Below are 22656 nucleotides of genomic sequence, written 5' to 3'. Positions count from 1 at the left end.
TGCCGCCGTCGCGCGCGCCTGGCTGTTCTGAGGTCCGCACATGGCTGAAGTTCCCAATCACGACGCCGCGCTAACCGAGACTTGTATCGACAGCAAGACGGTCCATCAGGGGCCGTTCATGACGGTCAAGTACGATACGGTCCGACTCCCGGACGGCAAACACGCGACGCGCGAATATGTTCAGCACCCGGGCGCCGTCATGGTGATCCCCTTGTTCGATGACGGTCGCGTGCTGCTCGAAAGTCAGTATCGCTATCCGATGGGCAAGGTGATGGTCGAATATCCGGCCGGCAAGCTCGACCCGAACGAGGGCGCGCTGGCATGCGCGGTGCGGGAACTGCGCGAGGAAACCGGCTATACCGCGCGCGAATACGTATACCTGACACGGATCCACCCGATCATTTCTTACTCGACCGAATTCATTGATATCTATCTGGCGCGGGGCTTGACCGCGGGCGAGCGCAAGCTCGACGAAGGTGAGTTTCTCGAACTGTTCACCGCGACCGTGGAACAAGTGTCCGAGTGGGTGCGCACGGGCAAGATCACCGATGTGAAGACGATCATCGGTACTTTCTGGCTCGAGAAAGTGCTGTCGGGCACGTGGCCGACGCAGGCGCCCGAGACGGTATAAGTTCGCGTCAGCCCGATAGCTGATTTAACCAAGCCCCTGTCGGTCGATGACCGGCAGGGGCTTTGTCATTGGCTCCGCCGTTTCTTTCTGGCTCAACAAAATGCCGTTCCCTATGCCATCTGGCTGGCTCGTCGCGGCCCCGCCGGCCGGCTAGTATGAACCCTCCGATCACCGAGTGCGTCGTCGATTTTGTTTGGGATAACCGACGTTACTCATCGGAACGATCTGATTCCAGCTCAACCTCTGGGTTGTCAATTGACAACTCGAAATTGAGCGGCTACATTGGAGGTGTCGATGGTTCGAGGAAGGCACAAGAAGAAAGAGATCGAGGCTGCATTGGCGTACGCGGAGCAGCACGGCTGGCGCATTCAGGAAGGCGGAAAAGGTCATGCGTGGGGAAAAATCTATTGCCCGTACAAAGACGCCGAATGTCGGTGCGGTGAGTTCTGTATATCGAGCGTCTGGAGTACGCCGAAGAATCCCGGCAATCACGCCAGACATCTGCGGCGCATCGTCGGCAACTGCGCGGCACGGCGCTAGTGCGTTCGTAGGCAGCAAACAGGAATCGCAATAACCTGGGCTCAACAAAGACAGGAGTACCGTATGGAATATGTATTCACCTTGAAATACCGCCTCACCGCGGAAGATTGCGATGCAGATGCAATCGTCGAGAGGTTGGGCGAAGCGGGGTGCGACGACGCTACGATTGGCGTCGGGCAAGCAGGCCGCCTCGCGCTGCTTTTCACCCGTGAAGGCGCGAGCGCATTCGAGGCTGTCATCAGCGCGCTCAAGGACGTGAAACGCGCTGTGCCGTCCGCGCAACTGGTCGAGGCGGGACCTGACTTCGTGGGGCTGACAGACGTGGCCGAAATGGCGGGCGTGTCGCGGCAAAACATGCGCAAGCTGATGCTGAATAACGCCATCGACTTCCCTCCGCCGGTCCACGAAGGCAGTGCGTCGGTGTGGCATCTGACGGACGTGCTCGAATGGCTGACCGCGCGCGGCGGGTACGCGATTGAGATCGGTGTCGCGGATGTCGCAAAACTGGCGAAGCAGATCAATCTGGCGAAGGAGGCCCGTCAGATTGAACCGCGCGTAAGTCGCCAACTCGGCAATCTCGTGGTGTAGCGGTGCGCTTCAAGCGGGCTGGAGAACGGAGCAATTGTGGCACCGGTGACCGCTCGGGCCGTCTTCGGCAGCACATGCCGTAAAGCGTTAAAATCGCGCACCCACGTGATATTCCCTTTCGGCAGCTGGCGGCTGTGCGTCGGCCCTAAGGTTTTACGAACGATCGTTCACAAATTTCCATTTTGCGCTAAACTGGCACGCAAGCCCTGATTCCACATGAAGGTCCTCGATTTACAGTGTCCGCATGGCCATCGGTTCGAAGGTTGGTTTGCTTCGGCTGATGACTTCGAGTCGCAGCAGTCCCGCAAACTCGTCGAATGTCCGATCTGCGGTGCGCACGAGGTGAGCCGTTTGCCGTCGGCACCGCGTCTGAATCTGTCGGGCGCGACCGACTCAAAAGCGCCGGCGGGTGTGCAGCAAATGCAGGCGCACATGATCCGCGCGCTGCGCGAGGTACTGGAGAAGACCGAGAACGTGGGCGACCGCTTCGCCGAGGAAGCGCGGCGCATTCACTATAACGAAGCGCCCGCGCGCAGTATTCGCGGTGTCACGACACCCGAGGATGCGCGTGCCTTGGTCGAGGAAGGCATCGAAGTGATGCCGCTGCCGGTCCCGGCTGCGCTGAAGGAACCACTGCAGTAGCGCGGTGGCTGCAGGCGGCTGGGCGGTGGCGGCCAGGAGACACTACGCATGAATCTGGACTATTCCCCCGCTGAAGACGCGTTCCGCGCCGACATCCGCGCCTGGCTCGAAGCGAATCTGCCTCGCGAGCTGAGCGACAAGGTTCTCAATCACAAACGTCTTTCCCGCGAAGACTTCGCAAGCTGGCACAGGCTGCTCGGCACGCGAGGCTGGTCGGCGGTCGCGTGGCCGCGCGAATATGGCGGCCCCGGCTGGGACGCGACGCAACGACATATCTGGGAAGAAGAGTGCGCGCGTGTTGGCGCACCTACCGTGCTGCCTTTCGGCGTGTCGATGGTTGCGCCAGTGCTGATGAAATACGGTACCGAGGCGCAGAAACGCCATTATCTGCCGCGCATTCTCGACGGCACTGACTGGTGGTGTCAGGGCTATTCGGAGCCGGGATCGGGTTCCGACCTTGCGTCGCTGCGCACCCGCGCCGAGCGCGTCGGTGATCATTACGTGGTCAACGGTCAGAAGACCTGGACCACGCTCGGCCAGCACGCCGACATGATGTTCTGCCTCGTGCGCACCGACAGCGGCGCCAAAAAGCAGGAGGGCATCTCGTTCCTGCTGATCGACATGAAAACGCCGGGCATCACGGTGCGGCCCATCATCACGCTCGACGAAGATCACGAAGTCAATGAAGTGTTCTTCGAGGACGTCAAAGTGCCGCTCGACAATCTGGTCGGCGAAGAAAATCGCGGCTGGACCTATGCGAAATATCTGCTCGGGCACGAGCGTACTGGTATCGCGCGAGTCGGTGCGTCGAAGCGCGAACTGGTGTTTCTCAAGCGTGTCGCGCTGAATCAGAAAAAGAATGGCAAGCCGCTGCTGCACGATCCGGTGTTTGCGGCAAAGGTCGCGAGTCTGGAAATCGAGTTGATGGCGCTCGAAGTCACCGTGCAACGCGTGGTGGCGAACGAGGCGGGCGGACGCGGCCCGGGCCCGGAAGCGTCAATGCTGAAGATCAAGGGCACGGAAGTGCAACAGGGACTCACCGAACTGATGTTCGTAGCGATCGGTCCGCTGGCCGCGCCGTTCGACGTGCCGTTCCTCGAAGGCGAACGCGGGCACAGTCTTGCCGGCGACGACGATGCCGCGCCGCTTGCCGCGTACTACTTCAACTTCCGCAAGACGTCGATTTACGGCGGCTCGAACGAAATTCAAAAGAACATCATCGCGCAGATGATTCTCGGACTTTGAGGAGCGGCGCATGGACTTCACTTTCAACGACGAACAGCAGCAATTTGCCGATGCGCTGCGCCGCTATCTCGAGAAGAACTACGGCTTCGAAGCACGCCAGGCGATCGTGCGCTCGGAGGCGGGCGTATCGGCCGATCATTGGGCCGCGTTCACCGAGTTGGGGCTGACCGCGTTGCCGGTGCCGGAAGATCAAGGCGGTTTCAGCGGCGGCCCGATCGACATGCTCGTGGTCATGCAGGAGCTCGGCCGCGCGCTCGTCGTCGAGCCGTATTGGGCGACCGCGGTCGGCATCGAAGCGCTGCGGCTCGCCGGCACCGGCGACGGCGAAGATGCCGCGCTGCTCGAACGGGCGGCCCGGGGCGAAGGCAAACTGGCCGTGGCGTTTCATGAGCCGCATGCCCGCTACGATCTGTTCGACGTCGCGACGAACGCGAGCCGGCAGGGCGCGCAGCACATGCTGAGCGGCAGCAAATCTGTCGTGCTGCACGGCGCGCAGGCGGACCACTGGATCGTGCCGGCGCGCCTCGATGGCGAGATCGCACTCTTCGTCGTCGCCCGCGACGCGGCCGGCGTTACGCTCACCGAGTACCGCACGATCGACGGTCAACGCGCCGCAACGCTCGAATTCAACGGCACGCCCGCGCGCCGGCTCGCCGGCGAACATGCGGGGGCGGCAACGCTCGAGCAGATCGCCGACTACGGCACCCTGCTGCTGTGCGCGGAAGCGATCGGCGCGCTCGACGCACTCAATCACGCCACCGTCGAATACACGAAAACGCGCCAGCAGTTCGGTCAGCCGATCGCGCGTTTCCAGGCGCTGCAGCACCGCATGGTCGAGATGCTGATCCACGCGGAGCAGGCGCGCTCGATCACGTATCTCGCAGCGATGCGCTACGCGAGCGAAGACGCGAACGAGCGCCGTCGCGCGATCTCCGCGGCCAAGGTTCGGGTCGGCCAGGCCGCGCGTTTCGTCGGTCAACAGGCGGTGCAGTTGCACGGCGGCATGGGCGTCACGAATGAAGTGGCGGCCGCGCATCTGTTCAAGCGCCTCGCGATCATCGAGACCACGCTCGGCGACGTAGATCATCATCTCGCGCGATTTGCCGCGCTGCCCGGATTTGCAGTCGCCGAAGTCTGATCGGGGCGTTCCATCGAACAAAGGAGATGCACTGATGAAAATCAGTTTCGAAGACATGGAAGTGGGCGCGAGCCACGAAATCGGCAAGCACACGTTCACGCGCGAGGAGATTGTCGAGTTCGCGCAGAAGTTCGATCCGCAGCCGTTTCATCTCGACGAAGCCGCCGCGGCCGAATCGCCGTTCCGCGGCCTCGTCGCGAGCGGCTGGCACACGTGCTCGGTGATGATGGGCATGCTCGTGCGCAAGGTGCTGGCGGATTCGACGTCGATGGGTTCGCCCGGGATCGACGAGATTCGCTGGTTGAAGCCGGTGCGAGTCGGCGACACGATCACGATGATGAACGTCATCGTCGACAAGCGCGTGTCGCAGAGCAAGCCCGATCGCGGCATCGTGTCGACGCGCTGGGAGGGCATCAATCAGCACGGCGACACGGTGATCACGGTGCGCTCGAACGGCATGTTCGGTCTGCGCAATCCGGGAGCGGCGGCATGACGGTGAGCGCGGCGACGATCTCCGCCTTCGACAGTGCGGACGCTCTGCGCGCACTCGTCGGCACGCAGTCGCTCGTCAGCGAATGGCTGAGCGTCGATCAGGACAGAGTCAACCGTTTCGCCGAGGCGACCGGCGATCATCAGTGGATTCACATCGATCCCGAGCGGGCCATACGCGAGTCGCCGTTTGGCGGGCCGATTGTGCATGGGTTTCTGACGTTGTCGCTAATTCCGGCGTTGCTCGGTAAGACTCTGAGAATCGAGCAGCGCATGGGCGTCAACTACGGCTTGAACCGCGTACGTTTCATGTCGCCGGTACTCGTGGGGTCATCGCTGCGCGCGAAGTTCGCCGTCGAGTCGGTGACCGACGTAGACAACAACGGCGTGCAGGTCGCGTGGAACGTGACGCTGGAGCGTCAGGGCGGCGATCGACCGGTGTGCGTCGCGGAGTTCATCACACGGCATTACTTCTAGCGTTTGCCCTTCGCAGATGCAGTGAAAAAGCGCGAGTCGGCAGACATGCCGCTCGCGCTTTGTGTTGTGTCCAGCCGCGTCAGCCAGACGGCCTGCAACTAGTGTTTCGCGTACTGTGTCGCGCCAAACAGAATCTCTTTCGCCTTGTCGTCCATCAGCGGCACGCGCGCGGATGCGAGCACGTCGACGCCGCGCACTACTGCCGGCCGCGTGGCGATCTCCTCATGCCAGCGCTTCACGTTCGGCAACGAATCGAGGTCGACGCCCTGATTTTTCCACGAACGGGTCCACGGAAACGCGGCGATGTCCGCGATCGTATAGTCGTTGCCCGCGAGGTAACGCGTCTTGCCGAGTTGCGTGTCCATCACGCCGTACAGGCGTCGCGCTTCGTTGGTGTAGCGATTGACCGCGTATTCGATCTGCTCGGGTGCATACACGCGGAAGTGATGCGTTTGGCCGAGCATCGGACCCAGGCCGCCCATCTGGAACATCAGCCATTGCAGTGCCGCGTAGCGCGCAGCCGGGTCGGTCGGTAGAAACTTACCGGTTTTCTCGGCCAGATAAATCAGGATCGCACCCGATTCGAATAGCGCGAACGGCCGTCCGTCGGCGCCTTTCGGACCTTCGGAATCGACCAGCGCGGGAATCTTGTTGTTGGGACTGATGGCAAGAAATTCGGGCTTGAACTGGTCACCTGCACCGATATTCACGGCATGCACGTTGTAGGGTAGGCCCGTCTCCTCGAGCATGATATGAACCTTGTGGCCGTTCGGGGTCGCCCAGCTATAGACATCGATCATCCTGGCTCCTTGTTCGTCAAAGCGGCGCCGCAAAGAGGGCGCCGCCGTTGTCGAAAATTAGAGCATAGATCGCGCGATGCTGCTTGCAGTGACCTCAACGGCGCACTCGCTTCGGGCCGAAGCACTCAAACGCGCGTGACCGGCATCTCCACGCGAGCCGCCGCGCCCGCATCCATATGACGCGCGAGTTCGAGCTTGGCGATCGCGTTGCGGTGCACTTCGTCGGGGCCGTCGGCGAAACGCAGCGTGCGCGCGGACGCGTACGCATACGCGAGCGGGAAATCGTCGCTGACGCCGCCGCCGCCGTGCGCCTGAATCGCCCAGTCGATCACCTGACACGCCATGTTCGGCGCGACCACCTTGATCATCGCGATCTCGCCGCGCGCGCCCTTGTTGCCGACGGTGTCCATCATGTACGCGGTCTTCAGCGTGAGCAGACGCGCCTGCTCGATCATGCAGCGCGCCTCGGCGAGACGCTCCTGCGTGACGCCTTGCGACGCAACCGGCTTGCCGAACGCGACACGTTGCAGCGAGCGCTTCGCCATCAGTTCGAGCGCGCGTTCGGCGAGACCGATCAGGCGCATGCAGTGATGGATGCGCCCCGGGCCGAGACGGCCTTGCGCGATTTCGAAGCCGCGGCCTTCGCCGAGCAGCAGGTTGGTGGCGGGCACGCGCACATTGTCGAGTGTGATCTCCATGTGGCCGTGCGGCGCATCGTCGTAACCGAACACCGTGAGCGGACGATGCACGGTGATGCCGGTGGCGTCGGCGGGCACGAGGATCATCGACTGCTGCTGATGGCGCGGCGCGTCGGGATCGGTCTTGCCCATCACGATATAGATCGCGCAGCGTGGGTCGCCCGCACCCGACGACCACCACTTGTGGCCATTGATCACGTAATGGTCGCCATCGCGCACGATGCTGGTCTGGATGTTCGTCGCATCCGACGACGCGACCTCCGGCTCCGTCATCAGAAACGCCGAACGGATCTGCCCTTGCAGCAGCGGTTCGAGCCATTCGCGCTTGTTGTCTTCGCTGCCGTAGCGCTCGATTGTCTCCATGTTGCCGGTGTCCGGCGCGTTGCAGTTGAACACTTCAGGCGCCCAGGGCACGCGGCCCATGATCTCGCACAGCGGCGCGTATTCGAGATTCGTCAGGCCGGCGCCGCGCTGCGATTGCGGCAGGAACAGATTCCACAGACCGGCATCGCGCGCCTTCTGCTTCAGTTGCTCGATCAGTTCGGTGGGCACCCATGCGTTGCCGTTCTGGCGATTGCGCGCGATCTCCGCATAGAAGGCCTGCTCGTTCGGGTAAATGTGCTCGTCGAAAAAGGCGAGCAGTTTTTCGCGCAACGCCTGGACCTTCGGGGTGTAATCGAAATTCATCTGGGACCTCGCGGGTAACGGACTGCGAATGATGGGGGAGCGGGGCGAGCCCTCGAGTCTAGCGAACCTTCTGCGCGTAATGCCAGGCCAGTTCGGCCATCGGCTTCGCGCGCCGGCCGGCGTCGAGCGCCTGCGCACTCGACGCGGTACCGTCGACGGCGCGCTTCATGATTCCTTGCAGGATCGCGGCGATGCGGAACATGTTGTAGGCCAGATAGAAATTCCAGTCGCCACGAATCTCGAAGCCGGTGCGTTGGCAATAACGCTCCACGTAGCGTGCTTCATCGGGGATGCCGAGCGCGGCCCAATCGAGTCCCGCGATGCCGCGGAACTGCGTCGGGTCGACATGCCACGCCATGCAGTGATACGCGAAATCGGCGAGCGGATCGCCGAGCGTCGACAGTTCCCAGTCGAGCACCGCGAGCACGCGCGGCTCGTTGCGATCGAAGATCAGGTTGTCGAGCCGGTAGTCGCCGTGCACGACCGACACGCGCTCGTTCGTTTCGGCCGGCATATGCTGCGGCAGCCATTCGATCAGGCGATGCATCGCGTCGATCGGTTCGGTCTCGGACGCCAGATACTGCTTGCTCCAGCGGCCGATCTGGCGCGCGAAGTAATTGCCTGGCTTGCCGTAGTCGGCGAGGCCGGCGGCGGTGACGTCGACACTGTGCAACGCCGCGATCACGCGATTCATTTCGTCGTAGATCGCCGCGCGCTCGCTGGGCGTCATGCCGGGCAGCGATTGATCCCACAGCACGCGGCCGTCGACGAACTCCATCACGTAGAACGCGCGGCCGATCACGGTTTCGTCTTCGCACAGCGCGAGCATGCGTGCGACCGGCACGTCGGTGGCGGCGAGCGCGTGCATCACGCGATATTCGCGTTCTATCGCGTGCGCGGATGGCAGCAGTTTCGCGGTGGGTCCGGGCTTCGCGCGCATCACGTACGAGCGCGACGGCGTGATCAGCTTGAACGTGGGATTGGATTGTCCGCCCGCGAATTGCTCGAGCGTCAGCGGTCCCGCGAAGCCGTCGACATGGCCGGCCAGCCACGCGGCGAGCGCGTCGGTGTCGAAGCGTTGCCGCTCGTTGACCGGGCGGGTGCCCTCGAAAGCCGAGTAGTCCTGTTTGCCTGCGGGTTCGCCGGTCTGCGTGGCTTGCGCCATGTGTCTCCTCCAGTTCGGTGTCAGCTACGCTGGAATCGGATGAATTGTGCGTAGAGGATTTCCATCGTGGTGTTGCGAACGTCGCGATGCAGCGGCGACGGCGGTGAATAGTTGAGCATGCGCAGCACCCAGTCGCGCGGCGCGGCGCCGACGTCGAGCGCGTTGATGCAGCCGGTCGCCTGCGACAGATGGCCGAAGAAGGTGCGGCCACCCGCCGTCAGCGCGTGCGACAGGATCGCGCGATTGACGCCGCCGTGCAGCACCAGCAGCACGGTGTCCCACGAGGTGTCTTCGCGCAGCGCCGCGATGGCCGGCAGCACGCGATCGAACAGCTCGCCGATCGTTTCGCCGTCGAGAAAGCGCATGCTCTCCGGCACGATGCCGTCGAACACGCCGAGAAACGCCGCCTCGATATCGCTCGGCGGAATGCTGCCGAGCCGCCCGCTGCGAATCTCCTGCAATGCGGGGTCGATCTCGGGTTCGATCTGCTGACCCGTTTCGGCGAGCACGCGCCGCGCGGTTTCGATCGTGCGCGGCAAGCCGCTGACGATCACGCGGTCGAAGCGCACCTGCTGCTCGGCGAACACGCGGCCGGCCGCGCTTGCCTGCTCGCGGCCGTTCGCGTTCAGCGGCACGGTTTCGGGATCGATCGCGCGGCCGGAGTCGTCGAAGTAGGTGACGTCGCCGTGACGCATCAGGAAAACGCGGCGCCGTTTCGGCAATTGATAGTCGGGCATGTCGGGCGGCTCTCTCGTCGCTTATTTGTAAATCGGCGCGCGCTTTTCGAGGAACGCGCTGATGCCTTCGAGACCGTCGCGATGATGCAGCGACGCGACGAAGTTATCGCGCTCGGCGACCAGGTGATCCGCGAGCGGCTGCGTGCCGGCCGCGGCGATCAGCCCTTTGATGCGCGCGACCGAATTGGGCGAGATCGCGCCGAGCTCATCGGCCCATGCGAGCGCGTTATCGAGCGCGGCGCCGGCTTTGGTGAGCCGGTTGACGACGCCGAGTTCGTGCAGACGCGCGGCGCCGATCGGTTTGGCTTCGATCAGTACCTCGGTGGCCAGCTGACGCGGCAGCGACTGCGCGAGGAACCACGAGCCGCCGCCGTCGGGCGTCAAGCCGACGCGCGCGTAGGACATCGCGAACTTCGCGTTGTCCGCGGCGACGATCAGATCACAGGCGAGCGCGAGCGAAAACCCCGCGCCGGCCGCCGCGCCTTCCACCGCGGCAATCACCGGCTTCGACGACAGCCGCAGCGCCGAAATCCATTGCGCGAGCATGTCGATGCTATCGGCCTGCACGGACGGATCTTTCGCGCGATTTTCGAGCAGCCGGTTCAGGTTGCCGCCCGCGCAGAAGAAGTCGTCGGCGCCGGTGATCACGACGGCGCGAATCGACGGATCGCGCTCGACGGTATCGAATGCCTCGATGCCGGCTGCGTACATATCCGGATGCAGCGCGTTGCGCGCACCGGGGTTCGAGAGCGTGAGGACCAGCGTGGATTCGCTGCTGGCGGGGCGTGAAGCGAGCAGGGCGGCGCTCATGATGGGGTCTCCGTTCGAATGTCGGCGGCGTCTCGCTGGGTGAGCGAGAGGCCGAGTTGCGCGCGTCTTGCGAGCCACGGCGACGGCCGATAGCGCGGTTCGCCGAGCACGCTGTGCATGTTGCGCAGGATCGTGAGAATGGTGGTGGCGCCGAGCGCATCGCCGAGCGCGAGCGGTCCGCGCGGATAGCCGAGACCGAGCATCACGGCGAGGTCGATGTCCTCTGGCGTTGCAATCTGTTTTTGCGCGATGTCGCAGCCGATGTTGACGATCGTCGCGACCACCCGCTGCGCGACGAAGCCGGCCGAATCGCGGATCACGGTGACGGGGATGCCGTCGGCGGCGAACAGCGCATGCGCGCAATCGCGCGCGGCGCGTGTCGTGGCGGGCGTGGTCATCAGCGTGCGGCGTTGTGCGCCGACGAGCGGGAACAGTGCGTCGACGGCGACCACGCGGCTCGCGTCGAGCGTTTCGTCGACCGCGGCCGTGGTCGCGTCGTGGCCGAACGGCGTGACGACGATCAGTGAACCGGCCGCAGGCGTTACGCCTTCGTCGAGCTTCACGCCCGCTTTGCCGACCAGTTGCACGACGGCCTGATACGCGTCGCGATAGCGCTGGCTGACCCACACGCTTTGCGGCAGCGTGGCCGGCGCGGGTGCTTCGGCGGGAACCTGTTGTTGGCCGTCCACGTAGCGATAAAAACCTTCGCCGCTCTTGCGGCCTAGCAGTCCGGCCGACAGCCGCGTGCCCGTAATCGGCGACGGCGTATAGCGCGGTTCTTCGTAGAACTGGTGATAGATCGACTCCATCACCGGATGCGACACGTCGAGCGCGGTCAGGTCCAGCAGCTCGAACGGTCCGAGGCGAAAGCCGGCCTGCTCGCGCATGATGCGGTCGATATCCGCAAAGCTCGCGACACCTTCGCTCGCCACGCGCAAACCCTCGGTATTCATGCCACGGCCCGCGTGATTGACGATGAAGCCGGGCATGTCCTTCGCGCGCACCGGCGTATGGCCCATGCGGCGCGCGAGATCCATCAGCGCGTCACCGGCCTCGGGGTCGCTGCGCAGGCCGTCGATCACTTCGACGACCTTCATCAGCGGCACCGGATTGAAGAAGTGATAGCCGACCACGCGCGACGGATCGGTGCAGCCCGCGGCAATCGCGGTGATCGACAGTGACGACGTATTCGACGCGAGGATGCAGCGGCCGCTGACCACGGTTTCGAGCTCGCGAAACAGGTCCTGCTTCATCTCGAGCTTTTCGACGATTGCCTCGACGATCAGATCGCAGCCGACCAGTTCGCTCACCGCCTGCACGCCGCTGACGTTGGCGAGCGCGGCGAGCGAGCGCGACTGCTCGAGCTTGCCTTTGGCCGTCAATGTGGCGAAAGTCTCCGAGAGATAGTCGCGCGCCGCGCCGACGGCGGCCGCGTTGGTGTCGTAGAGCCGCACACGCAGGCCAGCGAGCGCTGCGATCTGCGCGATCCCGCGGCCCATCGCGCCAGTGCCGACGATGCCGATGGTCTCGATGCTGAAATTGCGAGAGTTCATTGAGATGCCCGACTCCATGGTAATTTTAGAATAGCACGATCGTGCAGTTTCTTGGATGATTCGATGGAAAGCCGCTGCTTCAACCTCGACGCGCGGTCTCACACACCATGACACAAGGAGACACCCGATGATCAAACTGTGCGGTTTCGCACTTTCCAACTACTACAACAAGGTCAAGTTCGTGCTGCTCGAGCATGGCATCGAGTTCGAGGAGCATCTCGTGAAGCCGAGCCAGGACGAAGCGCTGCTGGAGCATTCGCCGCTCGGCAAGGTGCCATATCTGCAGACCGAGCACGGCGATCTGTGCGAGTCGCAGTGCATTGTCGAATACCTGGCCGCGCGTTTTCCCAACAAGCGAATCTTCTCCGCCGATCCGTGGCAGGCCGCCAAGGAGCGCGAAATGATCTTCTTCGTCGATGTGCATCTCGAACTGACGGTGCGCAATCTGTACAAAGAAGCATTTTTCGGCGGCACGGTCAGCGACGCGACGAAAGGGCGCGTCGAGAAGCTGCTCACGCATCACATCGCGGGCTTCAGGCGGATCGCGAAGTTCGCGCCGTATCTGTGCGGCGAGCAATTCAGCGTCGCGGATACCGCCGGTTACGTGAGCCTGCCGCTCGTCGGCATGGCGACGCGGACGATTTACGGCCGCGATTTTCTGCTCGAAGCGGGGATCGACTGGAAGAGCTACGTGAAGACGATCAACGCGCGGCCGGCTGCGCAGCGCGTGAGCGAGGATCGCAAGGCCTGTGTCGCGGCGTCGCGTGCGTCCTGAGGGTATGACCGCGATGTCGTGAAGCGCGCATGGGTGCCAAGGACACACCCATGCCGCAGAGCGCGATGGCAAGGAACGCAGGTTCGTTCGTGGCATCGCGCAAGACATCCTAGAGCCGCGTGAGCCGTTCGAGCGCGGTAGCGAGCGTGCCTTCCTGCTTGGCGAAGCAGAAGCGCACGACGCCCGACTCGTGAGCCTCGTGATAGAACGCCGAGACCGGAATCGCCGCGACGCCGATCTCGCCGGTCAGCCATTGCGCGAATTCGGCTTCAGGCAGGTCGCTGATCGCCGAATAGTCGACGCACTGAAAATACGTGCCCGTGCACGGCAGCAACCGGAAGCGCGAATTCGCGAGGCCAGCGCGGAAGAAGTCGCGCTTGCGCTGATAGAACGCCGGTAGCTCCACATACGGCGCCGGGTCCTTCATGTAATCCGCAAGGCCGATCTGCATCGGCGTGTTGACGGTGAATACGTTGAACTGGTGCACCTTGCGGAACTCGGCGGTCAGCGCGGCGGGCGCGGCCACATAGCCGACTTTCCAGCCGGTCACGTGGTAGGTCTTGCCGAAGCTCGACACGACGAAGCTGCGCTGCGCGAGTTCCGGATAACGGGCGACGCTTTCATGCGGCGCGCCGTCGTAGACCATGTGCTCGTACACCTCGTCGGACAAAATCAGCACGTTGGTGCCGCGCACGATCTCCTCGAGCTTGCGCATATCCTGTTCGCGCCACACCGTGCCGGTCGGATTGTGCGGCGTGTTGATCATGATGAGCCGCGTCTTCGGCGTGATCGCGGCGGCGAGCTTGTCGAACGGGATCGCGTAGTCGGGTGCGTCGAGCGTGACGAAGACCGGCTTGCCGCCAGCCAGTTCGATCGACGGCAGATAGCTGTCGTAGGTCGGTTCGATCACGATCACTTCGTCGCCCGCATGGACCGTGCAAAGAATCGCGGTCAGCAACGCCTGCGTGGCGCCCGCGGTCACGGTAATTTCGCTGTTCGCGTCGTAGCGGCGGCCGTACAGATTCGCGATCTTGTCCGAAATCGCCTGACGCAGCGGCAGTACGCCGGCCATCGGCGGATATTGGTTGTGGCCGTCGCGCATCGCGTTCGCGACCGCGTCGACGATGCGCGGATCGCAGGCGAAGTCGGGAAAGCCCTGACCCAGGTTCACCGCGCCTTTTTCTGCGGCGAGCGCGCTCATCACGGTGAAAATCGTCGTGCCGACGTTCGGCAGGCGAGACGGAAACGTGGGGCTCGTGGGCGTGTCGTGCGGTGCGTTCATGGCGTCGTGGGTAGCGGGGCGATAAGGTGGGCCTGGTTTGTCCGGATTCGCGAACAGTGTTGCGATGGGCGAAGCCTGATTGTAGGGAATCGCGACACGCTGTGCGCGCCGCGGGTGTCACCTACGGACGGCCGGATTCACGCGCTGACGGCCTCGCCCCCAGCATTCTGCACGATGCGGGCTTCCGCGGCGAACGGTGCCGGCTGCGCGATCCTGAAGCCGAAATCGCGCGCGATGCGTTTCGCGAGCTTCAACACCGCGCGGTCTTTCGACACGAGCCAGTCGGCCCCTGCCGCATGCGCGAGCTCGAGAAACTTCTGGTCGTCGCGATCCTTGCATTGGGGCAGCGGCCGGGCGTTATCGCTGGACCCGGTCGGCTCAGGCGGTTCGACCAGTTGCGCCAGCCGCGCGACGACCGCGAGCGCAGCCGCTTTGTCGACGTTGCGATGCGCGAACTGCGGATAGTCGAGCACGTAGGCGAGCTCGGCGAGGCAACGCGCGTCGATTAGCGCAATAAGCGCGCCGCTTTCGAGCGCGGCGGCGATCGGCCGCGTGTGCGGGTCGTCGAATACGAGAATATCGATCCACACATTGGAATCGAGTACGACGCGCAACGCGCCGCTTGAGGCGAGGGAACTGGGCATTCGTTACAATCGGGCTTTCGTCTTTGACCGCCAGGCACGGCGTGCCTGCAAGCCTCTATGATAATCGTTCTGTCGCCGGCGAAATCGCTCGACTACGACACCCCGCCGCACGTCAAAAAGCACACGATCCCCGATTTCGTCGATGACGCCGCCGAACTGATCAGCGGCCTGCGCCGTTTGTCGCCGCAACAGATCGCTTCGCTGATGAGCATTTCCGATCAGCTCGCGCACCTCAATTTCCAGCGTTACGCGGACTGGTCGCCGCAATTCGGCACGCACAACGCCAAGCAGGCGGTGCTCGCTTTCAATGGCGACGTGTATGAAGGTTTCGATGCGAAGTCGTTGTCGTCGACCGATCTCGACTATGCGCAGAATCATGTGCGCGTGCTGTCGGGCCTCTATGGCCTGCTGCGTCCGCTTGATCTGCTGCAGCCTTACCGGCTCGAAATGGGCACGCGCTTCGTCAATCCGCGCGGCAAGGATCTCTACGCGTTCTGGGGCGAGCGGATCACGCACGCGTTGAACGCGCAGTTGAAGAAGAATGCGGCCACCTCGCGCGTGCTGGTCAATTGCGCGTCGGGCGAATACTTCAAATCGGTCAAGCCGAAGCTGCTCGACGCGCCGGTGGTCACGCCGGTGTTCGAAGACTGGAAGGGCGGCCGCTACAAGATCATCAGCTTCCATGCAAAACGTGCGCGCGGCTTGATGGCGCGCTTCGCGGTGGAAAACCGCGTCGATCGTCCCGAGCAGCTGAAGGACTTCGACACCGAAGGCTACGCGTTCAGCGCTGAAGCTTCGAACGACTCCACTTTCGTATTTCGCCGCCGCGTTGCGGAATGAGCATGCCGCTGCGCTAACAAGACAGCGTGCAATCAGGCAGGGAAGACTCTGATGACCTTATCGATTACGAGCAATTTCGACGCAGGCGCAATCGATGTGCTGTCCTGCGAGGACGCCGGCCATATTCGCCTGCGCGTGCGGCCCGACAGCCACGCCGAGTTCGCGCAGTGGTTCTATTTCCGCCTGTCGGGCGCGGCGGGCGAGCGCTGCGTGATGAGCTTCGAGAACGCCGCCGCGTGCGCGTTCGCGGAGGGCTGGCGCGACTATCGGGCAGTCGCGAGCTATGACCGCGTGAACTGGTTTCGCGTGCCGACCTCGTACGACGGCCGCGTGCTGACGATCGACCATACGCCCGAATTCGACAGCATCTACTACGCGTACTTCGAACCGTACAGCGAGGAGCGTCATGCCGAGTTTCTCGGCGCCGTGCAGCAGATGCCGCACGCGTCGCTGACCGAGCTCGGCAAGACGGTCGAAGGGCGGCCGATTTCCCTGCTCACGCTCGGCACGCCGCCCGCGGACGATGCCGCCAACGCCGTGCCCAAAAAGAACATCTGGTTGATCGCGCGCCAGCATCCGGGCGAGACGATGGCCGAGTGGTTCATCGAGGGGTTGGTGAAGCGGCTCGTGGGCTGGGGAGACTGGGCGGGCGACCCGGTCGCGCGCAAGCTGTACGATCACGCGGTGTTCCACATCGTGCCGAACATGAATCCGGACGGCAGCGTGCGCGGCAATCTGCGCACCAACGCGGCCGGCGCGAACCTGAATCGCGAATGGATGGAGCCGGACGCCGCGCGCAGTCCCGAGGTGCTGGTGGTGCGCGACGCGATCCACGCGGCAGGCTGCGACCTGTTCTTCGATATTCACGGCGACGAAGCTTTGCCGTATGTGTTCGTCGCGGGCTCCGAAATGCTGCCGGGCTTTACCGAGCGGCAGGGGCGCGAGCAGAAGGCGTTCATCGAGGCGTTCAAGCACGCGAGTCCGGATTTTCAGGACAAGTATGGCTATGCGGCGAGCAAGTATCGAGAGGATGCGTTGAAGCTTGCGTCGAAGTACATTGGCAATGAATTCGGCTGTCTGTCGTTGACGTTGGAAATGCCGTTCAAGGACAACGCGAATCTGCCCGACGAGCGCGTGGGCTGGAACGGAGAGCGCAGCGCGTCGCTTGGCGCAGCAATGTTGCAGGCGATTCTGCGTCATGTGGAGACGTTCGCCTGAAGCAGCGGACGGCTGGACAAAAAAACGAGACACGCACGGGAAAAGTGCGTGCCTCGTTTTTTATTGGGGCGACTGATCGGACGGTGGCGCGACTCGATCAGCGCCAGATGCAGTTAGCTCTTCTTCTTCGAGTTCTTGTTTGCCGATTTGCTCGACGTCGTGCGCGACGATTGGCCCGAGCCTGACTTCGACGACTTCTTCGGCGTCTTGCCGCCGACCGCGTGCTTGCCTTTGCCGCTTTTGTGCTTGCCCGATCCCTCGCTGCGCGCGCGGTTCGGCGGTACCGGGTCGTTCCAGCTGAACGCGAGCATTTGCGATCCCACGTAGCCGCAGCGGAATTTCAGATCGGCGGGCTCGCCCGAGTTGTTCTGGCGCACACCGACGCCTTCGACGGTGACGATGCTATCCACCTTGACGCGCTGCTTGCCTTCGTCGAACGAGTCGTTCCACGGCGTGACGGAGGAGTGCGCGCTGTCGAACGAACTGGACGGAAATTCGACGTGGTCGAACGCGGTCGATGTGCTCGCGACGAAGTCGCCGTGGGCGGCGCAGTCCGCGACGAGCGGATCCGCGTGCATTTCGGTGATAAATCTTTTGACGAGGTCGTTGTGCTGTTCGAGCTGATCAGCGAATGCGGGAGCCGCGCAGATGAGCGAGAGACTCGCTGCGCAGGCTGCCACCCGGCCGATCACCCGCAGCAACCGGCTCGGTACATTGGTGCGATCCATCTAGTTCTTTAGACGCAAATGGGAGATGAGGCAAATAAGATGCCCCGCGCAAGGGTTGAGTTCAATGTTGCAGCAAATATTCTGTCTTGTCCTGATGGGCGCGCCCGGAAAGTCTCCAGCGAAGAGGCGCTGATTATCACAGATCCGCCGCACGCGACGCCAAAGCGCGCATTCTCAGGTGCGCGGGCCGCCCAGACGATAGCGCCGGACGTCGTAGGTGGTAACCCACGCCGGACGGTAGACCGCGATCAGCGCGGTCGCCATGCCGGTGAACCATGCTTCGCCGGTGGCGAGCAGCAGCACGCTGAGCGCGTAGCCGACTGGCACCACGGTCATCGAGCCGCCGGACACTGCGATATGGATGCCGAGCGCAGCCGCGGCGGTGAAGGACACGGCGATGGCGGGCGAAACGAAGCCCTGGCCGAAGATGAACATGAAAAGGTTGCGCGGCAGCCACGCGGTGCAGAGGCGCTGGAGCAAGGTGGAGACGGCGACGGGCAGGGCGCCGTACACGAGGAACGTCAGCGCAATGCCTTGCCACGGTGCATCGAAGACGACGGCGGCGAGGCCCGTGACCAGTGCCATCGCGATCAGGGCGAGCCCCCAGTCGAATAGCGTGACGACGAGTGTGGCGCCGAGCAGGTGCATCACGGTGCCGTCGTCCAGCCAGGCGTTGCTCGCCCACAGCACAGACACCGCGACGATTATCGCGAGCCAGACATGCTGGAGCGTGCCGTCCTGAAGTCTTTTGAAAGGATTTTTCCACAGCGCGAGCGCGATCACCATCGCGGTGGCAGTCCAGCCACCGACAGCGACCCAGAACGGAAGCGGTGTGTAGAGGAAACCCATGTGTCTCATATTACTCGTTGGACGACAAAAGGTGTGAGCGGATTCCATGCCAGCTCACCCTCGACGCTGCGCGCATGCCGCTGCGGGCATGCGGATGTTCTAACCCATTTGCGCGGCGCGACCCGCGTCATGCGGAGTCCGGCCTGACCGACTTGCGCGCGGGCCAGCCGTGTGGCGTTTCACTGTACGACGTGGCGGGCTCCGCGGCCATCGGCAGCGCGGCGCTGGCGTCGCTGCCGGGCAACGGATACTGGAAGCGCGCGCGTTGGCGTCGCCGGAGCGGAACCGGGCCGGGCTGCCCGCGTATGACCGGCCGCGCGCTGTGCTCGCCGTTGTTGCGCAGCACTTGCAAATGATTCGTGAGCCAGCCGTTGTAAAGCGCGACCGCGGCGGCGCGATTGGGCGCCCCGAGTTGCTGGAATATGCTCGTCAGGTGGATCTTGACCGTGCCTTCGCTAATGCCGAGCGTGCGTGCGATCATCTTGTTGGTGCTGCCCATGTGCACGCAGCGCATGATCTGCTCTTGCCGCGGCGACAGCCCGCTCGAGAGCTTGTTGCGGCGGGGCGGCGGACTTTCTTCATCGAACGTACGGATCGTGGTGTCGGTCGGCAGCGGCGGATCGATCGCCAGCGCGCCGGGCGGCACGTAGTGACCGCCGAGCAGCACCATTTCCAATGCGCGCACGATCAGGCAGGGATCGGTGTCGCGTGGAACGACGCCGAGCACACCCTCGTCCATCAGCGCACGCACGAGCGCTGGCAAGGTCCCGTCGGTGAGCACGCTGATGCGCAGGTCGGGAAAGTGGCTGAGCAGCGCGCGAACTTGTGCAACCGACATCCAGTCCTCCCAGTCGATCACGACGAGATCGGGCCGATAACGCTTGAACGGACGTTCGAGCAGACGCCATTCGTCGGCCTCGGTGAAGCGTGCCAGCCGGTCGATCTGCCGCAGCAAGGCTTTGAGTCCATCACGTCGTTCTGCATTTGAATTGAGAATCGCGAAGCGCATGCATGTCTCCAGATGTGTCGGGCGAAATGGCGCGACGCATCTGTGGGACTCGTTAAGCTGACTCGATCACGGCGATGCGTCACCGTGCCTATGATGACAAATTCCCTCCGTTTTGACGGCTGTCCAAAAGGCATAAGAAAAGCGGACATTCAACGAAAAAAGCCCCGTCTATACGGGGCTTTTTGCGATAAGGCGTGGATGTCGACGTCGGGGTTAGTGGAAATGCGGTTGCGCGGGCTCGGCATCCTCGGGCATTTCCGCGTGGACGATTTCGCCGAGCGGGTCCGCATACAGCGGCACGCCGCAGTCGTCGCAGTATTCCGGCTCGAAGCGGCCTGCGTGGCGGCGCACATCCGTGATGCCGGTTTCCTTCAGCAGCGCGACGATTTCTTCGAGCGGCTCGTCCGAGCCGGTGACTTCTTCCGGCTCCTCGTCGATGCCGGCCTCGCCGTTTTCGCGGCCGTAGAGCGGCCACACGACACCATAAATCACCTCGTTGCTGCCCTTGCGGGTGAAGCCGACGCGGTACTCGTCGATGCGCCGTTCACCGAAGCCGGCGACCACCGCGCGCAGATCCTGCGGCGCCGCGCCAATCGTGTCGAAAAGATAACGCACGGCGGTACGCACGGTGTGAGGACGCACACTCTCGTCGGCGTCGCGGCAGGCCGAGTAGTAAGCATCGGGCAGCAGACATTCGAATTCGCAGCCCGGCAGCACGACCGACAGGTTCGCGCCGCCTTGCGTGGCCCATTGCTCGAGACATTGGCCGCGTTCGATCCGCGTGCCGTGCTCTTCTTCCTGCCAGCGGAACGTCGCTTCGCCGACGGGCGCGGCGACTACGGCAAGCAGAAAGCGCGGGTCCGCCAGAATCGGCGAGGTCTCCGGCAGTTCTCCGAAATTGAGCTTCGCGTTGCCGCCGCTGACCGCGGCTTGCGCAAGTTGCTGAGCGATGCGCCACGTTTCGACGTGATGGCGCGGCAACTGGTCGATGCTGTACAGGAACGGAGCCATTGCCACGCGCGTGTTGGCGGCAAGCACGTGCGCTTGCAGATGAGCGCGCAGGGCGTCGGCGGCGTCCGACTTGAGCGGGCCGGACGGGATCACGTAGCGGGTCCAGGCGAGTACGGGAGCCGCGATCAGCAGCGCTTCGTACGACACGCCTTCGTGTTCGATGACGAACGATTCGCTATGGGTTTCCGCCATGTCGGCGAGCGCGCCGTAGGCATCCGGATGGTTTTGCTGCAGATGGTCGAGCGCGGCGTCCAGCGTAGTCTGGTTGGCGTTGCGCACAATTTTGGCCAGCAGCGCGTCGAGCTTCGCTTCCCAGAAGCGATCTTCGGTACGGCTGCCCGACGCGAAAAGCGCGAGCGAGAGACCGACGAGCTTGTCGGCGTCGGGAGGGAGACGTTTGGCGATTCGCGAGCGCATAAATCCAGAAAAATTGGGGGCACGGAACCTTATATTCTAGTCTTTTCCAGGCAGCTATACGGCTTGGTCGGCAATGTTGAGGCAGATTCGAGTTCTTTCGTCTCAAAAAATGCGTTCGCCACTGGCACGACGCACGCGACTGATAACGCTCTGGCCGGATGGGATTCGACACCCCGGATACCCGACTCGCTTCTATACTTACGGCGTTTAGGGGGCGCCTGACGGGCGTGTGCCATTTCATCGCCACGTCTGGTGCAATAGGAGATCCATCGTGAAATCGGACCAACTAATCGAGCGACTAGCCGCGGTATTCGCGTTAATTGTGCTCGTGGGTGGGTCGTTGCTGGTGCTGGCGCCGTTTACGACCGCGCTGCTGTGGGGCGCCATCCTCAGCTACAGCTCCTGGGGACTCTACCGGCGACTCACTGGCGTGGTTGGGGGCCGGCGCAAGCTGTCCGCGACCTTGATCGTGCTGATCATCCTGGTCGTGGTGCTCGGGCCGTTCGTCTATGCGGGTTTCGCGTTCGGTACCCATGTTCACGAGATCGTCGCGCTGGTGCAAAGACTGTTCGAGTCGGGGTTGCCCGATCTGCCGCCGTGGGTGCAGCGGATTCCGCTGGTTGGTTCGAGCATCGAAGCTTTTTGGGAGCGCTTGACCAGTAGCAATTCTGAGCTGATTGCGCAGTTGCGCACGCTCGCCGCGCCGGCTGGCAAGTGGATTCTCGCGGCGGCGCTGGCGGTGACGCATGGGCTGGGGCTCCTCGCGTTGAGCATCGTGCTTGCGTTCTTCTTTTATACCGGGGGCGAGGGTGCGGCCGCGTGGCTGAACGCTGGCATGCGTCGAGTCGCCGGCGAGCGTGCCGAGTATCTGCTGGCGCTGGCGGGCAGCACCGTGAAGGGTGTGGTCTACGGGATTCTTGGTACGGCCCTCGTGCAGGGGGTTCTCGCGGGATTCGGTTTCTGGATGGCGGGCGTGCCGGCGCCGGCGTTGCTCGGGCTCGTGACGTTCTTTCTGTCGGTGATACCGGGCGGTCCAGTCGTTGTCTGGTTGCCGGCAGCGATCTGGCTCTATCAGGGTGGGTCGACTGGATGGGCGATTTTTCTGGTTATATGGGGTCTGCTGGTAGTCGGCATGGCCGACAACGTCATCAAGCCGATCCTGATTGGCAAGAACAGCGATATGCCCCTGATTCTGGTCATGCTTGGCATCCTCGGCGGCGCGTTTGCGTTTGGTTTCCTTGGCGTTTTCATCGGCCCAACGTTGTTGGCGGTCGCTCATACCGTGCTGCATGATTGGACGATCGGGGCATCCGCCGCGCAGACGGCGGCGCCAGAAGTAAAAACGCCGGCGATAGACGATCCGGGCCGTGTGGGAAAGACCCCTTAAGGAAAACCCTAGATTTCACTTGCAAGTTCTGGCCGTGGCGACTAGAATTCCGCTCTTTCGTGCTCCGGATACCGGAGCGCGGGGAAGCGGGAAGCCTTTATGGCGAGGGCTTCAGCGGCGTGGGCAGGTTAAGCAAGTGATAAAAACCTGTTGACGATCCGGTGGAAGTTCTCCATAATCTCGTTTCTCTGCTGCAGACGCAGCGACGCAAACGAAGCGGTGCCGGGTAGTGGTGGTTCAGGCGCGGCGGGTTGGGCGGATCGATCTTTAAAAACTAACAGCCGATAAGTGTGGGC

Annotated in this window: 24 protein-coding genes; 12 read left to right on the top strand and 12 right to left on the bottom strand. The window is 63.2% G+C overall.

Annotated features, from left to right (window positions below; genetic code table 11):
* Nucleotides 1-40 precede the first annotated feature (40 nt).
* From ACLFKU_RS22325 to ACLFKU_RS22290, 8 genes are all read left to right on the top strand, one after another.
* Complete coding sequence (locus ACLFKU_RS22325; protein ID WP_410850521.1) at nt 41-631, top strand: NUDIX domain-containing protein; 591 nt, start codon at nt 41-43, stop codon at nt 629-631.
* A gap of 294 nt (nt 632-925) precedes the next feature.
* Nucleotides 926-1171, top strand: coding sequence for a hypothetical protein (locus tag ACLFKU_RS22320; protein ID WP_410850520.1), 246 nt, complete (start codon nt 926-928; stop codon nt 1169-1171).
* Nucleotides 1172-1234: 63 nt separating this feature from the next.
* The gene (locus ACLFKU_RS22315) at nt 1235-1759 is read left to right on the top strand and encodes a helix-turn-helix transcriptional regulator (RefSeq protein WP_410850519.1); all 525 of its coding nucleotides are present in this window, start codon (nt 1235-1237) and stop codon (nt 1757-1759) included.
* A 216-nt stretch (nt 1760-1975) separates the two neighbouring features.
* Nucleotides 1976-2401, top strand: a complete 426-nt coding sequence (locus ACLFKU_RS22310; protein WP_368587047.1) for a DUF1178 family protein — start codon at nt 1976-1978, stop codon at nt 2399-2401.
* 48 nt (nt 2402-2449) lie between these two features.
* Complete coding sequence (locus ACLFKU_RS22305) at nt 2450-3646, top strand: acyl-CoA dehydrogenase family protein (protein WP_410850518.1); 1197 nt, start codon at nt 2450-2452, stop codon at nt 3644-3646.
* 10 nt (nt 3647-3656) lie between these two features.
* Entirely contained in the window at nt 3657-4784 is a 1128-nt protein-coding gene (locus ACLFKU_RS22300) for an acyl-CoA dehydrogenase family protein (protein WP_410850517.1), read from the top strand.
* A gap of 34 nt (nt 4785-4818) precedes the next feature.
* Entirely contained in the window at nt 4819-5277 is a 459-nt protein-coding gene (locus ACLFKU_RS22295) for a MaoC family dehydratase (protein WP_368587050.1), read from the top strand.
* Entirely contained in the window at nt 5274-5750 is a 477-nt protein-coding gene (locus ACLFKU_RS22290) for a MaoC family dehydratase (RefSeq protein ID WP_410850516.1), read from the top strand. Before ACLFKU_RS22295 ends, ACLFKU_RS22290 begins: the two co-directional genes overlap by 4 nt.
* 98 nt (nt 5751-5848) lie before the next feature.
* Here ACLFKU_RS22290 and ACLFKU_RS22285 read toward each other — a convergent pair whose 3' ends face one another.
* From ACLFKU_RS22285 to ACLFKU_RS22260, 6 genes are all read right to left on the bottom strand, one after another.
* On the bottom strand, nt 5849-6550 hold the full coding sequence (locus ACLFKU_RS22285; protein ID WP_368587052.1) for a glutathione S-transferase N-terminal domain-containing protein: 702 nt from the start codon (nt 6548-6550) through the stop codon (nt 5849-5851).
* 125 nt (nt 6551-6675) lie between these two features.
* Nucleotides 6676-7935 carry an acyl-CoA dehydrogenase family protein gene (locus tag ACLFKU_RS22280; RefSeq protein ID WP_368587053.1) on the bottom strand — a complete coding sequence of 420 codons (1260 nt, stop codon included), beginning with the start codon at nt 7933-7935 and terminating at the stop codon, nt 6676-6678.
* A 58-nt stretch (nt 7936-7993) separates the two neighbouring features.
* Nucleotides 7994-9100 (bottom strand): phosphotransferase, encoded by a 1107-nt coding sequence (locus tag ACLFKU_RS22275; protein WP_410850515.1) that lies wholly within the window; start codon nt 9098-9100, stop codon nt 7994-7996.
* A 20-nt stretch (nt 9101-9120) separates the two neighbouring features.
* Nucleotides 9121-9837, bottom strand: a complete 717-nt coding sequence (locus tag ACLFKU_RS22270; protein WP_410850514.1) for a histidine phosphatase family protein — start codon at nt 9835-9837, stop codon at nt 9121-9123.
* Nucleotides 9838-9858: 21 nt separating this feature from the next.
* Nucleotides 9859-10647, bottom strand: a complete 789-nt coding sequence (locus ACLFKU_RS22265) for an oxepin-CoA hydrolase, alternative type (protein WP_410850513.1) — start codon at nt 10645-10647, stop codon at nt 9859-9861.
* A complete protein-coding gene (locus tag ACLFKU_RS22260; protein WP_410850512.1) occupies nt 10644-12200 on the bottom strand; it encodes a 3-hydroxyacyl-CoA dehydrogenase in 1557 nt (518 codons plus the stop codon). Before ACLFKU_RS22260 ends, ACLFKU_RS22265 begins: the two co-directional genes overlap by 4 nt.
* Nucleotides 12201-12327: 127 nt before the next feature.
* On the opposite strand from ACLFKU_RS22260, the gene ACLFKU_RS22255 reads away from it, so the two are divergent.
* Complete coding sequence (locus ACLFKU_RS22255; protein ID WP_410850511.1) at nt 12328-12975, top strand: glutathione S-transferase family protein; 648 nt, start codon at nt 12328-12330, stop codon at nt 12973-12975.
* 109 nt (nt 12976-13084) lie between these two features.
* On the opposite strand, the gene ACLFKU_RS22250 is transcribed toward ACLFKU_RS22255, so the two are convergent.
* Complete coding sequence (locus ACLFKU_RS22250) at nt 13085-14257, bottom strand: pyridoxal phosphate-dependent aminotransferase (protein ID WP_410850510.1); 1173 nt, start codon at nt 14255-14257, stop codon at nt 13085-13087.
* 137 nt (nt 14258-14394) lie between these two features.
* Nucleotides 14395-14901 carry a putative toxin-antitoxin system toxin component, PIN family gene (locus tag ACLFKU_RS22245; RefSeq protein ID WP_410850509.1) on the bottom strand — a complete coding sequence of 169 codons (507 nt, stop codon included), beginning with the start codon at nt 14899-14901 and terminating at the stop codon, nt 14395-14397.
* 57 nt (nt 14902-14958) lie between these two features.
* Between ACLFKU_RS22245 and yaaA the strand changes: the two genes are divergently transcribed.
* Nucleotides 14959-15741, top strand: coding sequence for a peroxide stress protein YaaA (gene yaaA, locus ACLFKU_RS22240; protein WP_410850508.1), 783 nt, complete (start codon nt 14959-14961; stop codon nt 15739-15741).
* A 51-nt stretch (nt 15742-15792) separates the two neighbouring features.
* Entirely contained in the window at nt 15793-16959 is a 1167-nt protein-coding gene (locus ACLFKU_RS22235) for a M14-type cytosolic carboxypeptidase (RefSeq protein ID WP_410850507.1), read from the top strand.
* Between the two features lie 113 nt (nt 16960-17072).
* Here the strand turns inward: ACLFKU_RS22235 and ACLFKU_RS22230 are convergent, their stop codons facing one another.
* The 4 genes from ACLFKU_RS22230 to ACLFKU_RS22215 all read right to left on the bottom strand — a co-directional run bounded on the left by ACLFKU_RS22230 (nt 17073) and on the right by ACLFKU_RS22215 (nt 20973).
* Complete coding sequence (locus tag ACLFKU_RS22230; RefSeq protein ID WP_410850506.1) at nt 17073-17687, bottom strand: BspC domain-containing protein; 615 nt, start codon at nt 17685-17687, stop codon at nt 17073-17075.
* A 174-nt stretch (nt 17688-17861) separates the two neighbouring features.
* Nucleotides 17862-18536 carry an energy-coupling factor ABC transporter permease gene (locus ACLFKU_RS22225; RefSeq protein ID WP_368587067.1) on the bottom strand — a complete coding sequence of 225 codons (675 nt, stop codon included), beginning with the start codon at nt 18534-18536 and terminating at the stop codon, nt 17862-17864.
* A 127-nt stretch (nt 18537-18663) separates the two neighbouring features.
* The gene (locus ACLFKU_RS22220) at nt 18664-19545 is read right to left on the bottom strand and encodes a response regulator transcription factor (RefSeq protein ID WP_368587064.1); all 882 of its coding nucleotides are present in this window, start codon (nt 19543-19545) and stop codon (nt 18664-18666) included.
* Between the two features lie 213 nt (nt 19546-19758).
* On the bottom strand, nt 19759-20973 hold the full coding sequence (locus tag ACLFKU_RS22215; protein ID WP_410850505.1) for a DUF2863 family protein: 1215 nt from the start codon (nt 20971-20973) through the stop codon (nt 19759-19761).
* A 271-nt stretch (nt 20974-21244) separates the two neighbouring features.
* On the opposite strand from ACLFKU_RS22215, the gene ACLFKU_RS22210 reads away from it, so the two are divergent.
* Nucleotides 21245-22360 carry an AI-2E family transporter gene (locus tag ACLFKU_RS22210; protein ID WP_410850504.1) on the top strand — a complete coding sequence of 372 codons (1116 nt, stop codon included), beginning with the start codon at nt 21245-21247 and terminating at the stop codon, nt 22358-22360.
* The last annotated feature ends 296 nt before the right edge of the window (nt 22361-22656 follow it).

Origin of the sequence: Paraburkholderia sp. EG304, assembly GCF_046543485.1 — a bacterium.
GTDB lineage: Bacteria > Pseudomonadota > Gammaproteobacteria > Burkholderiales > Burkholderiaceae > Paraburkholderia > Paraburkholderia youngii.
This window is presented reverse-complemented; position numbering and strand designations above follow the sequence as displayed.